Annotated in this window: 10 protein-coding genes; 4 read left to right on the top strand and 6 right to left on the bottom strand. The window is 64.3% G+C overall.

The annotated features are described in order from the left end of the window. The first annotated feature begins 34 nt into the window (after window positions 1-34). Together AAFG50_RS01960 and AAFG50_RS01955 are read left to right on the top strand one after the other, a co-directional pair. Window positions 35-262 (top strand): hypothetical protein, encoded by a 228-nt coding sequence (locus AAFG50_RS01960; RefSeq protein ID WP_074076402.1) that lies wholly within the window; start codon window positions 35-37, stop codon window positions 260-262. A 613-nt stretch (window positions 263-875) separates the two neighbouring features. Beyond that, window positions 876-3,644: a winged helix-turn-helix domain-containing protein gene (locus AAFG50_RS01955; RefSeq protein ID WP_231166613.1), complete on the top strand. Its 2,769-nt coding sequence runs from the start codon at window positions 876-878 to the stop codon at window positions 3,642-3,644. Window positions 3,645-3,677: 33 nt separating this feature from the next. Here AAFG50_RS01955 and AAFG50_RS01950 read toward each other — a convergent pair whose 3' ends face one another. The 6 genes from AAFG50_RS01950 to AAFG50_RS01925 all read right to left on the bottom strand — a co-directional run bounded on the left by AAFG50_RS01950 (window position 3,678) and on the right by AAFG50_RS01925 (window position 12,018). Then, window positions 3,678-4,352: a hypothetical protein gene (locus AAFG50_RS01950; RefSeq protein ID WP_028175303.1), complete on the bottom strand. Its 675-nt coding sequence runs from the start codon at window positions 4,350-4,352 to the stop codon at window positions 3,678-3,680. Window positions 4,353-4,389: 37 nt separating this feature from the next. After that, on the bottom strand, window positions 4,390-5,661 hold the full coding sequence (locus tag AAFG50_RS01945) for an efflux RND transporter periplasmic adaptor subunit (protein WP_028175304.1): 1,272 nt from the start codon (window positions 5,659-5,661) through the stop codon (window positions 4,390-4,392). Continuing rightward, window positions 5,658-8,840 (bottom strand): efflux RND transporter permease subunit, encoded by a 3,183-nt coding sequence (locus tag AAFG50_RS01940; RefSeq protein WP_028175305.1) that lies wholly within the window; start codon window positions 8,838-8,840, stop codon window positions 5,658-5,660. Before AAFG50_RS01940 ends, AAFG50_RS01945 begins: the two co-directional genes overlap by 4 nt. A 79-nt stretch (window positions 8,841-8,919) precedes the next feature. Continuing rightward, window positions 8,920-9,843, bottom strand: a complete 924-nt coding sequence (rpoH, locus tag AAFG50_RS01935) for an RNA polymerase sigma factor RpoH (RefSeq protein ID WP_011083134.1) — start codon at window positions 9,841-9,843, stop codon at window positions 8,920-8,922. A gap of 60 nt (window positions 9,844-9,903) precedes the next feature. Then, window positions 9,904-11,328 (bottom strand): HAMP domain-containing histidine kinase, encoded by a 1,425-nt coding sequence (locus AAFG50_RS01930; protein ID WP_028175306.1) that lies wholly within the window; start codon window positions 11,326-11,328, stop codon window positions 9,904-9,906. A gap of 9 nt (window positions 11,329-11,337) precedes the next feature. Then, window positions 11,338-12,018 (bottom strand): response regulator transcription factor, encoded by a 681-nt coding sequence (locus AAFG50_RS01925; protein ID WP_028175307.1) that lies wholly within the window; start codon window positions 12,016-12,018, stop codon window positions 11,338-11,340. Between the two features lie 491 nt (window positions 12,019-12,509). Between AAFG50_RS01925 and AAFG50_RS01920 the strand changes: the two genes are divergently transcribed. Together AAFG50_RS01920 and AAFG50_RS01915 are read left to right on the top strand one after the other, a co-directional pair. Beyond that, window positions 12,510-12,755, top strand: coding sequence for a hypothetical protein (locus AAFG50_RS01920; protein WP_028175308.1), 246 nt, complete (start codon window positions 12,510-12,512; stop codon window positions 12,753-12,755). Window positions 12,756-13,043: 288 nt separating this feature from the next. Continuing rightward, the gene (locus tag AAFG50_RS01915; protein WP_028175309.1) at window positions 13,044-13,421 is read left to right on the top strand and encodes a hypothetical protein; all 378 of its coding nucleotides are present in this window, start codon (window positions 13,044-13,046) and stop codon (window positions 13,419-13,421) included. The last annotated feature ends 265 nt before the right edge of the window (window positions 13,422-13,686 follow it).

Genomic DNA, 13,686 nt, shown 5'->3' with positions numbered 1-13,686 from the left:
GGCGTTCGGCGTCGCTTTCTCAAGGAGATGTTCGATGACTACACTGAAGCTCTTGTCGGCCGGATTCGTGGTCGCAGCCATGATTGCCTCCCCCGCGATGGCTCGCGAAGGCAACGCGAAGCGTACCAATGCCGAGGCTTATGCGTCGGCTCAGCGCGTTCCGGCCTCCTCCAAGCGCGGCTGCGCCCGTGCTCCCGACGTCGGTGCGTACGCAACCGCCCCCTGGCGGCGGCCGCCATGCGAGCCCACCTCGGGCTATTGAGTTCGCGAACCGGATCAAGTCCGGTTGACGCCGACTGGAAGTTGATCGTCTCAACGTTCCGGATTTTGACCTCTCGGCGGAAGGAAGGACGGCGGCTCACGATCAGGCCGCCGTTCTTGCGACCGGTGCACGTCTCTCGGACGCATTTTTGCTCCGGAGGTCTTGCGCTGACGATCCTCGGCGAAGTGAGTAAATGATGCTTCCGTTGCAGACGTCAGGCTTCTTCCGACCGCCTCTCCCATTGTGACACACGCCCGGCTGCCGTCACGAATTCGTGTATCGAACACGAGTGCGTCGGGTGCCAGCATCGACGATGAACGAAGCGTCGGACTGAGCGGGTCTTCTTGACATGCCGACGATCTCCCCTCTAGGAGACCTAGGCGCATTGACGCTTTCAAATTCTTGCCACGGGTCGGTGATCTCAAGGGCGGGCTCGTGATCTCCCCCTCGGATCACGGCAGCGAAGTTGATGCACGGACCCCTTATGTCATCTCCGGTTGATCGCACGTACTCTTTCGGACATTGGCTGATCGATTGCCAACGGAGGGAGCTGAGATACAACAACGTCGCGGTGCCGATCGGAAGCCGTGCATTCGAGATTCTCGAGAAGTTGGTGGGCTCCGCCGGCCTCCTGGTCACCAAGGACGATTTGATCGGAAGCGTCTGGTCGGGCCTGACCGTCGAAGACAACACGCTCCAGGTTCATATTTCGGCCGTCCGGAAGGCGCTGGGCGAGGATCGCAATCTGCTCAAGACGGTTTCAGGTCGCGGATACACGCTCGCTGGAACTTGGCGAAGCGGGCATTTGGATCATCCGGCGGCCGCACCGGTAACGATTCCGGCCGATGCGCTCTTTTCCAGCAACCTGCCGAGTATCCGCGCGCCTCTCATCGGTCGCGAGGATAGTCTGAGCGAATTGAGCGACGTGTTGTCCGCATATCGGGCCGTGACTCTTGTCGGCCCCGGCGGCATCGGAAAGACGAAGCTGGCGATCGAGCTCGCGCGCAGTGTCGCGCCTTCGTTCAACGATTCCGTAGCGCTGGTCGAGCTCGCGGCCCTGCAGGGTGCGGCTCTTGCTGCATCTGCGACCGCCCGTGCGCTCAGGCTCGCCTCGAATGACAAGGAAGTAACGCCCGCAAGCATCGCGCAGGCCATCGGGACCCGCCGCCTGCTTCTTGTCCTGGACAATTGTGAGCATGTGATCGAAGCGGCCGCGCAGATCGCAAGTGCCGTGCTCCACTATTGTCCGAACGTCACGGTTCTCGCGACCAGCCGCGAAGGCCTCCGCATCGACGGCGAATACGTTGCGGCCGTTCCGGCGCTGTCGGTCCCTGGTCCCGATATGCACGCTCCCGATCTGCTGCTCCGGGCAAGCGCAGTGCAGCTGTTCGTCGCCCGAACGCGGGCGCTGCGTGCGAGCTTCGTTGCCGGCGCCGAGGAGCTTCAGAAGATCGCCGCCATCTGTCGCCGCCTCGACGGCATTCCGCTCGCACTGGAGTTTGCCGCAGCCCGGGCCGCCAATCTCGGAGTAGACGCCGTACTGCTCCGCCTGGACAAGCGCTTCGAGCTCCTGAATGGCGGCCGCCGCGACCAGCTGCCGCGACACCAGACCCTGCGGGCGACCCTGGACTGGAGCTACGATCTCTTGCCGCCGGCAGAGCAGAACCTGCTTTGCCAACTCGCGGTGTTTCCGGCCGGTTTCACGCTCGATGCGGCCAGTGCGATGATGGACGACACCCTGTCGCGGTCGGACGTCATCGAAACCCTGTTCAATCTGGTCGCGAAATCGCTGGTGTCGCTGGATCCCTCCTTCGAGGGACGATGGCGCCTCCTGGAAAGCACCCGCGCTTATGCGCTGGAGAAGCTCGCAGACGCAGGCCTCGTCGAGCAGGCTGCCAGACGGCAGGCCTGCTTTCTCAGGCAGATCATCGCGCCGCTCGGCGATGCCTCTCCCGCTCCCGACGACATCTCCCGTTTCGCCCAGGAGATCGGAAACGTGCATGCGGCGCTCGATTGGGCCTTCTCGCCCGGTGGAGATGCGGCGCTTGGAATCGAGCTGACGTCCGGCTTCGTTCCGGTATGGATGCAGTTGCTGTCCTTCGTGGAATGCTCAACGCGGATCGAGCACGCTCTCGCGCATTTCAGCCCCGGGTTCACCTGCGTTCCGAAGCTCAAGGCGCAGCTCTATGTCGCGCTGGGATTCGCACTCCTCAACACGACGGGGTCGGCGGATCGCATGAAGGCGGCGCTGAGCATCGGTCTCGCACTCGCCGAGGAATTGTCCGATCTCGAGCTTCAGCTCAAGGCGGTCTGGACCTTGTGGAGCTATAACCTCAACTCGGGCCAATATGCCGCGGCCAAGGACGTCGGCGAACGCTACCTCGAGATCGCGCTGCGCACCGGAAATCCCGCCAACGAGGCGGTAGGTCGTCGCCTGATTGGCGCTGCCGCGCATTTCTTCGGCGCGCAGGAGGATGCGCGGCGCGAGCTGACCTTGTCCCTGGACGATTCGGCCCACGGATTGAGCGGCGGCACGAATCTGATGTGGTTCCTGCTGAATCAGAGCGTTCTTGCCAAGGCGATGTTGGCTCGCGTGCTGCTGTTGCGGGGAAAGATCGCCCAGAGCAGATCGCTGGCCGCCGAGTGCCTCCAGGACGCCGAGCGTGAGAAGGACAAGCTTGCGATCGCCTACGCGCTCCGGAACGCCGTCTGCCCGATCGCGCTGATGACGCATGATCTCGCCGCCGCCGATCAGGCAATATCCTCCCTTCTCGAGCTCGTCACACGCGAAGGAATAGCTTTCTGGACGAGCTGGACGTCTTGCCTGAAGGGGCAGCTGCTGGTTTTGCAAGGTAACCATGACGACGGAATAGCGCTGCTGCGTAGTGGCCTGAAAGCGCGGACCGAGAACGGATGGCTGATGCGCAATCCCGAGTTTCTCGGATCGCTCGCCGAAGGCCTGCTCGCGAGCGGCGAGGCTGCGCAGGCCCTGGCCGCGGTGGAAGAGGCCTTGTCCATCTCGCGGCAAGGCCGGCAATTGTGGTGCCTTGCGGACCTGCTGAGGATCAAGGCTGAAATTCTTCTGGCCAATGGCCCATCCGATCTCTCGCGATCCGAATTGCTGTTCGCCGAGGGACTATCCGTGGCCCGAGAGCAGCAATGCCGCTTCTACGAGCTGAAGGTTGCGGCAGCGTGGGCAAGGATCATGGCGAGGTCGAACCGTCAGCAGACGGCACTTGATCTCGTTGGTCCGGTCAGCGCTCTGTTCGATCAGGAGATCGATCTTCCCGCACTCGCCTTTGCCCGCGCTCTGGCTGAAATACCGGGCATCTCGCTTTCGACATACGACGGCGACCGGCCCCCGTCTTGCACCTGCCACTAGGTTGCGATGACGCTTGAGGCCTGCAATTTCGCCTCAGCATCCCGGTGGCAGGATCGGCGACACGCCCGGCGTTGGCGCTGCACCCGAGGCGTTGGCCGGCAACACTGTCGCAGGCTGCGCCAGATTCATCGAAACCCCTTCCGCGCAAGCCGAGCTGTTCGGGCTGGGCACAACGGCGGCGTTCGGGTCGATGCCCGTGCCGCCGGCGCCGCTGGTATCCGCCAGGATCGTGCCGGGCGCGGGGCTTGCAGGCACCTGCGGAATCGAAAGCGGCAGAGATGCCGCGCTCGTCACCTGCCCTCCGGGCGTTGAGCTGCATGCCACTGTCGCACCTGTTCCCGCCGGCGCGGCCGTGGAGATTGTCCCGATGGAGCTGCCATTCAGTCCCGAGACCGGCAGGATCGGGGCCGCGATGCCCGATGTCGAAAGGCCAGTGCTCGATACGGTCGGTGTCGCCGGCAACGGCGTTGGCGAGGTCGCCGGCGGAGCGCAGACGACCACCGTCCCGGGCGTCGTCGGATCCGAGGCGAGCGGAACAGGCGCCAGCGTCGTATCCGGAGCGCCCGGCACGGTCGTTGCCGAAAACGGCCCCGGACTGTTGAGCGGCGAGATCACGATCGCGCCCGGCACTGTCGGCAGATCCATTGCCGTGCTGCCGGTCGTTGCGATCTGTGCCTGGCCCGGAGAGATGCCGAGTAGCAGAGCCATTACCGCTGCGAACGCGAACCGCATCATCTTTTGTGCCCTAACTCACTTCGCTCTTGCGAACCGTGACCTTGCTGCCCTCCACCAGATTGACCGCAGGATTGAGCACGACCTGATCGCCGGGCTGCACGCCGTCGCGCACTTCCACCGTGGTGCCGAAATCCCTGGAGATCGAGACCTGCTGAAAATGAACCGTACCATTCCGCACGACCGCGACATGGAGGCCGTTCTGATCGAAGACAAGCGCATCGGACGGGATCGTCGTCGAGGGCGTCCTGCGCGGGATCGATAATTCGACCGTGCAATAGATGCCGGGACTGAGCAGGCCATCGGGGTTGGGCACGTCGATCTCGGTCAACAACGTCCGGCTCCCCGGCTGCAGCGCGGTCGCGATCCGCGTGACCTTGCCCGCAAACGTCCGCCCCGGAATCTCGGGAACGCGGATATCCGCGTCGACGCCCGGAGCAACGCCGAAAGCCTCGTCCTGCGGCACGAAGACCTGGGTTCGGATAACGTTGGAGTGCATCATCGTGAACATGAAGGTGGAGCCGGCCTGCACCAGGCTGCCATTGTCCACGTTGCGCTGCGTGACCACGCCGTCGAACGGCGCCACCACGCGCTGGTAGGACTTCTCCTGCTGGAGCACGCGAATCTGCGCCTCCTGCGCCGCGATGTTCGACTGCGCGACGCCCACCGCGCCCTGCTGTGCGCGCAGGGTGAGACGATCGTTATCGCCCTGTTGCGCTGTCAACCAGCCCTGCTTGACGAGATTGCTGTCGCGCGAATTGGTGACGTCGGCCAGTTCTCGGCTCGCTTGCGCTTGCTGAAGTGCGGCCTGGTCCTGCGCGAGCGTCGCCTGCGCCTGCGCGATCTGCTGGTCCAGCTCGGGAGCGGTGATTTCCACGAGGAGATCGCCCTTCTTCACTCGATCGCCGATGTCGACGTAGCGCTTCTCGATATAGCCGCTGGTCCGCGCGAAGATGTTGGCAGCCTCGAACGCGGTCGTCGTCGCCGGCAAGGTGACCTTCATGAGGTCGCCGCTAGCCTGGACCGTCGCCACGCGAACTTCCGGAACGTTGGTCCGAACCTGCTCTGCCACTGCGGCGACCTCACGCGCGGCCTCATAGTGCCGCCAGCCGCCGATGCCCAGACCGCCCGCAAGTAGCAGGAGCACGCCTCCCCCGAGCAGCGGACCACCGTAACGGCGCTTGGATCGCGCGCCCTTGCCCGGCAGCTCCACGATCCTGAGGCCCTCCGCTCCGGGGTGGTCTGCTGCCTCGTCGTCATCGGTCCGTGCGCGAACATCACTCATTCGGGTTGCTCCTCGAATACGCCGTGGCGGGGCTTGCCGTCGTTGCCCTTGCGCAGCATGGCGAAGAGATAAGGCACGATCAGCAAGGTGGTCGGAGTTGCGAACAGCAGGCCGCCGATGACCGCCCGCGCGAGCGCTGCATTTTGCTCCTCACCCGGCCCGCCGATCGCCATCGGGATCATGCCCACGATCATCGCCGCCGCGGTCATCAGCACCGGCCGGATCCTCGTCCGGCCCGCGCTCAGCGCCGCCTGGAAGGCGGAATGTCCCTTCAACTGCTCGTCCCGCGCGAACGTCACGAGCAGGATGGAATTTGCGGAGGCAACGCCGACCGCCATGATGGCTCCCATCAGCGAGGGCACGTTCAGCGTGGTCCCGGTGACGAACAGCATCGTCACGATGCCGCAGAATGTCGCCGGCAGCGCCATGATGACGACGAAGGGATCTCCGAAATTCTGGTAGTTCACGACCATCAGCAGGTAGACGAGAATCGCCGCGAACAGCAGTCCAATCCCGAGATCGCGGAACGACTGATGCATGCTCTGGATCTGTCCCAGAACCTGGATCGAATTGCCGGGCTGCAGTTGCTTCTGAAGGGTGGACGTCACCTTGTCGATATCGGACGCGACGCTGCCGAGATCGCGGCCCTGGACGCTCGCATAGACGTCGAAAACCGGCTGGACATTGGCCTGGTTCAAATTGGTCGGAACGGTGCCCCGCTTGAAGGTGGCGACATTGCTGAGGAGGCCAGGCACCGTCTGCCCGCTTGCGGCGAGCGATGCCGACACCGGCGTGTTGCCCAGGGCGTTCAGCGAGTTGGCCCTGTATTCGGGTGTCTGCACGGCCAGGTAATAGGGGATGCCTGACGTCGGATCAGTCCAGAAATTCGGCGAGACCTGCGCGGACGAACTGAGGCTGACATTGATATTGGTCGCCACCGTGCTCGCATTGAGACCCAATTGCGCGGCGCGAGTGCGGTCGATATCGGCGTAGAACGCGGGAGCATCGACCTCCTGCTGCAGATGCGCGTCGACGACACCGGGGATCGCCGCAAGACTCTTCTGCAGCTCCTTGGCCACGGCCAGGTTGTTGCTGCCGTAACCGACGGTGCGGACATCGATCTGCGCCGGGAGACCGAAGTTCAGGATTTGCGTGACGATATCGGCCGCCTGGAAATAGAACGTGTCCTCCGGAAATGCCGACGGCAGCACCTGCCGCAGCTTCCTGATGTAGTCCGCAGTCGGCTTGTGCCCGTCCTTCAGCGATACGAGAATGGTGCCGTCGTTCACCCCGATCGTGGAGCCGTCGGTGAATGCGAGATTGTAGGGCCGCGCCGGCAGGCCGATATTGTCGACGATCAGCGCTCGGTCGCGCTCCGGAATGACTTCGCGAATCTTGTCCTCGACCGCCTGGAAAATCGCTTCCGTCCGCTCGATGCGCGTGCCCGCGGGCGCGCGAACATGGAGCTGGATCTGGCCGCCGTCGATCAGGGGATAGAAGTCCCGGCCGACATAGGCGAACATGGTGGCTCCGAGCGCCAGCACCAGCACGGCGACGACGGGCACGATGACGCGACGACGCAACAATGTCAGCAGGAGATCGGAATAGCCGTCGCGCAGGTGCTCGAACCCGCGCTCGAACGCGGCGGAGGCGCGCGCGAATATGTTCGACGATCGCTCGCCCTCGCCATGACGCCGCTCGCCCTTCAGCAGCAGGCCGATAGTGATCGGCGTGAGCGTCCGCGACAGCCCGTACGACGCCAGCATCGCGAACACCACGGCGAGGCCAAGCGGCGTGAACAAATATTTGGCCGGGCCTTCCAGAAATACGACCGAGGTGAACACGCAACTGATCGCGAGCGTGGAGACCAACGTCGGAATAGCGATCTCGGCGGCTCCGTGCAGGGTCGCTTCCGACAACGGCATGCCCTCTTCGGTCCAGAGCCGGTGCGTGTTCTCGATCGTCACCGTCGAATCGTCGACAAGGATACCGACCGCGAGGGCAAGCCCGCCGAGCGTCATCGTGTTGAGGGTCTCGCCGAGAAAATACAGGACGACCAGCGAGGACAGCATCGCCAGCGGGATCGAGATCAGGACGACCAGCGTCGATCGCCAAGACCCCAGAAACACCAGGATCATCAGCGCTGTCAGGCCGGCCGCGATCGCTCCTTCGCGCAGCACGCCATTGACCGAATGGGTGACGAATATCGACTGATCGAACAACTCGTTGATCTTCAGCCCCGCCGGGGCCGATGCGCGGATCGACGTCAAGGCCGCCTTCACGCCGTTGACGACGGCGAGGGTAGAGGCGTTCCCGTTCTTGATGACGCTGAGCAAAACGGCCCGGTGGCCGTCCTCGCGGACGATATTCTGCTGGACCTGGGCACCGTCGCGGACCTGGGCGACGTCCTTCAGGAAGATCGTGGCCCCGTTGGCGAACTTGACCGGGATCATGTTGAGATCCTGGATTGTGGCCGGCGTTGCATTGGTTCGAACGGTGTACTGGGTGTCCCCGATCTTCGTCGTGCCGGTCGGCAGCGTCAGATTCTGGGTGTTGACCGCATTGACGATGTCGAGCGGCGTCAATCCGCGCGACAGGAGCTTGTTCGGATCGATATCGACCATGATCTGCCGGTATTTGCCGCCGGCAGGCGTGGGAAGGGTCACCCCCGGAACGGGAGCCAGTTGCTGGCGGACCCGGTAGATGCCGAAATCGTAGAGTTGCTGCTCGTTCAGGCTGTTTGACTCGAGGCTGAGCTGGAGCACCGGGACGCTCGAGGCATTGAACTGCACGATGATCGGCGGCTGGATGCCCGGCGGCATCAGGGCGCGGATGGCATTGGTCGCCGAGACGATCTGTGAGATCGCGAGATCGAGATTGACGTCCGGCTGAAAGTAGATCTTCTGAACCGAAAGGCCGTTGAGGGTCTGTGCTTCGATATTCTTGATTCCGGTGACGTTGGCGCTGATCGAATATTGGCTGTAGGTGCTGACGCGCTGCTCCATCTCCGGCGTCGAGAGGCCAGTGTAGCTCCAGATGACCGTGACAACGGGGATCCGAATCTCCGGGAAAATATCCGTCGGCATCGACCGGATCGCGATCCCGCCGAGAAACAGGATCAGCGCGGCAAGCACATAAAATGTGTGCGGAAGCCGTAGTGCGAAGCGAACAATTCCCATGGTGGTCTGCCTGGAGCGAGGGACGCGGGATCTTCGGACAGGTGAGGACGGTCGGAGCTCCGTTCAAATGAAAACGAATTCAGACGTTGCATACGGCGGCGCGTGGCGCATCCTGCGCGGCGAGCATCACGGCCCGCTTGACCTTGGCAAAGGCACGAATCTCGATCTGTCGAACCCGCTCGCTGGAGATGGACAATTCGCGGGCCAACTGATCGAGCGTTACGGGGCATTCCGTCAGCCGCCGCGCCTCGAAGACATGACGCTCCCGCGCCGCAAGCCCGCCCAGCGCAACCCGCAAGGCTTTGGCACGCCGCTCCGTCTGCTCGTGATCGGCGAGCATCGTCTCGGCGTCGACCGCCCCATCGACCAGCAAGGCTTCCAGCTCGGTTCCGCTTTCCTCGCCACCGACGCGCGCGTTCAGCGACATGTCGCCATTGAGCCGCGCATCCATCTCGATCACCTCACGCGCGGTCACATCGAGCTTCCCGGCGATCAATTCGGCGACGTCAGGCGTGAGCCCTGACATCACGCTGCCGGTGGCTTTCCTGATCTCGCTGCGGAGCTTGAAGAACAGCTTCTTCTGCGCAGCCGTCGTCCCGATCTTGACCAGGGACCAGGAGCGCAGGATGTACTCGTGAATGGCGGCCTTGATCCACCAGATCGCATAGGTGGAGAAACGCGCGCCGCGGCCGGGCTCGAAGCGTGACGCTGCGATGACGAGGCCGAGATTCGCTTCCGCGATCAGGTCGACCATCGGAAGTCCGTATCCCTTGTAGCCGCGCGCCAGCTTGGCGGCGAGCCGGAGATGGCTGGTGACGAGCGCGTCGGCTGCGCCGCGGTCTCGTGTCTCGTGCCAGCGACGTGCCAGCTGCTGCTCCTGACCTGGCTCGAGCAGTTCGTAGCGTCTGATGGCCGCGGAATACGCGCTGAGGAACGGTGCCGATACCGCTGCGCCCGCAGCGGCGACGGAAGCACTCCTCGCAACTTCGTGGCTAGTCTGCATCTGTCACTCCCACACTCCAGGCCGGCTGATCGATCTCGAAGGCATTGCGCATCATTTGGCTCATCCCATCAGGTCGGCGTCTGCGTGCCGCAATGTCCGGGACCGGCAGGTGGCGGCCTTGTCCGCCCGTCCGGTCCAGGCGAGGATCTCGATCCGCCCTCCGGGCGCGGGACCGACGATCAGCCGGAAGCCGTGCAGCTTGACGATGGCGGCCACCAGGCTTAGCCCCAGCCCGACGCCCGGCGTGTTGCGCATCTTGTCGGAGCGATAGAACCGCCGCAGCACCGCCTCGCGCTCCTGCTCGCTGATGCCGGGGCCTGTGTCGCTGACACGCACGAGCGCCGTGCCGTCCTCCGCTTCCAGCGCGAGCTCCACCCGTCCTCCCGATGGCGTGAACTTGACGGCATTGTCCACGAGATTGGCGACCGCCTCGAACAGCAGGTCCCGGTCGCCCCACACCTGCACATTGCGCTCGATGACGACACCGAGGGCGATGCGCTTGTCCTCGGCGATGGGTTCGTAGACGTCGCACACTTCCCGCAGGATCTCGTCGAGCGCGACCTCGCCAAAGCCGGCCATGCGGCGATTGTTCTCGATCTCGGTCAGACGCAGCAGGGCCGTGACGATCGCGAGCGACTGGTCGATGCCGGCGATCGCCTTGTCGGTAATCTCCTGGAGCTCCTCCAGCGTTGCCGCATGCGTGCGCCCGCGCTCCAGCGCCAGGCGGACGCGCGTGAGCGGCGTCCTGAGATCATGGGCGATGTCGTTGCCGACGCCGGCGAGCGCGTTGATCATCGTCTCCATCTCGTCGAGCATGCCGTTGACGATCGCGGCCAGCCGCGCGAATGGATCGTCCGTTCCGCCCTCCGGGAGCCGCTCGCGCAGCTCGCCGGCCACGATGCGCTGGACCCGTTGGTTCACCTCCTCCACGCGTCTCTGGGCGCGGATGCTCAGCCAGGCGCCAGCCAGCAGACAGAGGCTGAAGGCCGGCAGCAAGCCCAGGGCCAGCGCCTGCCCCACCACGCTCGATATCTCGCGCGTCTCATCGACGTTCCGTCCCATCACCAAGACATCGCCGCCATCGAGACGTCTGCCGACCGCCCTGACGACCGGAACGTGGGCTGCCGGCTTTTCGAACAGATCGAGCCGCACGCCCTGCACCGCGCCATCAAGCCCCAGCTCGCGCGGCAAATGGTCGATGTTGCCGGCCAGCCTCGTGCCAGCGGCATCGAACAGTCCCGCGTATTGCACGCCCCTGGAATCCTGCTCGAGATGATCCGCGATCGCGCTGATGCGGCGGGCCGGCGGCAGGTCTGCGATGAAGTGAATCCGTGTGGTGATCATGCGATCGGATCGCGCGACCAGATAGTCGTCGAGCTTCCAGTAGATGAACGCGAACAGGCCGACCACGAACAGCGCGAAGGCGGCCGCCACGGCCAGGGCCCAGAGGAACGTGCTGGAGCGGATCAGCTGGCTCTGGTGCATCTTGCGCCCCTATAGCCGCGAACGCAGAACGAAGCCGGAGCCTCGGACGTTGTGGATCAGCTGCACCTCTCCGGGACCGTCCACCTTGTGACGGAGCCGGCCCATATGCACATCGATCAGGTTCGTAGTCGCCGGGACGAACTTGTAATTCCAGACCTCCTCGAGCAGCATCGCGCGCGTCAGCAACTGATCGTTCCGGCGCATCATGTATTCGAGCAGGCGGAATTCGCGCGGCAACAGCTCGAGCTCGCGCTCGCCGCGTCGCGCGGTCCGCTCGATCAGGTCGATCTCGAGCGGCCCGACATGCAGGATGGTTTCGCGGCTGTCGGTCGGACGGCGCAGCAGCGCCTCGATCCGCGCGACCAGCTCGATGATCGCGAACGGCTTTGTGAGATAATCATCTCCGCCCATGCGCAATCCGCGCACTCGGTCGTCAACCGCGCCGAGCGCGCTCAGGACCAGCACGGGCGTCCTGACCTGGTCCTTGCGTAACGCCTCGATGACGGCCAGCCCGTCCATTCCCGGCAGCATGCGATCGACGATCATGGCATCGGGGCTCGATGTGCGCGCGCGGTCGAGACCGTCGACGCCGTCGCCGGCCCATTGCACCTCGAACCCGCGATCGGCGAGCTCGGCGACAATTGCCTCGGCGGTCTCGGCGTCGTCCTCGATCAGGAGAATCCGGTTCATGATCCTCGTTCCGCGTTCCGCACGCCGTTTCGGCGCGCGGTGAGGAAGCGAGGGTTCAGCGGCACGCGGTGTCATGCTCAATGCCCGCCCGCGTCGAACGCGCGGCCCTGATGCCGCCTGACGCCGGCCACTCGCTGCGGTACAGGATAGGCTCGCGTCGCATGGGGCACCATTGAATTGCAATTCATGGTGCGGACCGCGCGCCTCGCGAGCAGCGCCAGTGCAAGGGCGATGCGTGTTGCCAATGTCGTGATCATCTTCCGGGCTCCGCTGCCAACTGCGCTGGATCGAACATATGCCGTCAACGCACGCGCTGTAGTTTCAGGGGCCACGGATGTTATGCATTCGCACGATCGTGGTTGCGACGCCGCATCGGGTCACGGGCGGTTGAACTGCGGTGAGCAAATCGTGCGTTTGAATCGCGACCGATCGTTCACACGTCGATGACGAGCCGGCTTGGTTCGGCCTGATGTCATCAATGGAGAGAGCGAATGACCACGTCCAAACTGTTGTCGATGGGATTGATCGCAGCCGCCATGCTGGGCGGCCCCGTCATGGCGCGCGAGCACCATCGCGTCGTGCAGCAGCCCGCGGTGGAAGCCGATACGGTCGCGACGAGCGCGCCATTCTATCCGGGCGAACGCGCCTGCATTCCGGCACCGCGCGTCGGCGCCTTTGCCACCGCGCCGTGGACCGGCAACAACGTGCCTTGCGAGCCGGGCACGGGCAGCTTCTGATTGCGCCAACGCGGCCGGCCGGATGGCTCCGCCGGGCGCTTCACATCGAATGACAGGGAGCGGGCTGTTCGATTCAGCCCGCTCTCTTGCGTGCGCCGCCACCACGCGCGGCGCGTTCACCTTCGCGCGCGGCGCCCGATGTCTGACGCCGAATTCAGTTGGATTGCCGCGCGGCGCACCTACCTCTCCTGCATCACACGCCCGGTCATCAGCAGCCTCGCGCGCACAGCACGATCCGGCAGCGGGCCTCAGGGATGACCGGGCAGCTCAACACGAGAGGAGTTTTCCATGAAACGAGCCATCATGATTCTGGCAACAGCAGCGCTCGCCTCGACGCTCGCCATCGGCGCGGCCGACGCGCACGGTGGAGGAGGTGGAGGTGGCGGCCACGGCGGCTTTGGCGGTGGCGGCTTCGGCGGTGGACATGCGGGCTTTGGCGGCGGCGCGCATTTTGGCGGCATGGGGCATGAGGGCGGCTTCGGCGGCGGCGCCCGGTTCGGCGGCGAGCACCTCGGCTTCGGCGGTCATGCCGACGGTCTCCGCCAGCACGCGTTTCACCACTTCGGCCGCTACCGGCCCGGATATGGATTCTACGGCGCCTATCCGGATTGCTATGATTGGTACGAGTTGCATCCCAACCAGCCGTTGCCGCTGAGCTGCAGCTAGCCCCAACCGCTCAACAGCCATCGGCCCGGACAGACCAAGGCGTATTGCCGTCGTCGTCAAAGATAAAGGCGACGAAACGCGTCGTACCCTTGCGAAGCCAAGATGCTCTCTCGAGAGAGCATCTTGGCTACCGAACGACTAACAGACTCAATGTTTTCCATGCCGTTCCAACACGAGCCCACTGTTACAGGCTTGAGTTCTACCGGCTCGCTCCAAAATGACGACCGCTCTGATCGCGCAGATTGTCCGATTTGCTCGTCCCGAC

Origin of the sequence: Bradyrhizobium sp. B039, from assembly GCF_038965675.1 — a bacterium.
GTDB lineage: Bacteria > Pseudomonadota > Alphaproteobacteria > Rhizobiales > Xanthobacteraceae > Bradyrhizobium > Bradyrhizobium diazoefficiens.
The sequence above is the reverse complement of the archived record's forward strand: the minus strand, read 5'-3'. Positions and strand labels throughout refer to the sequence as shown.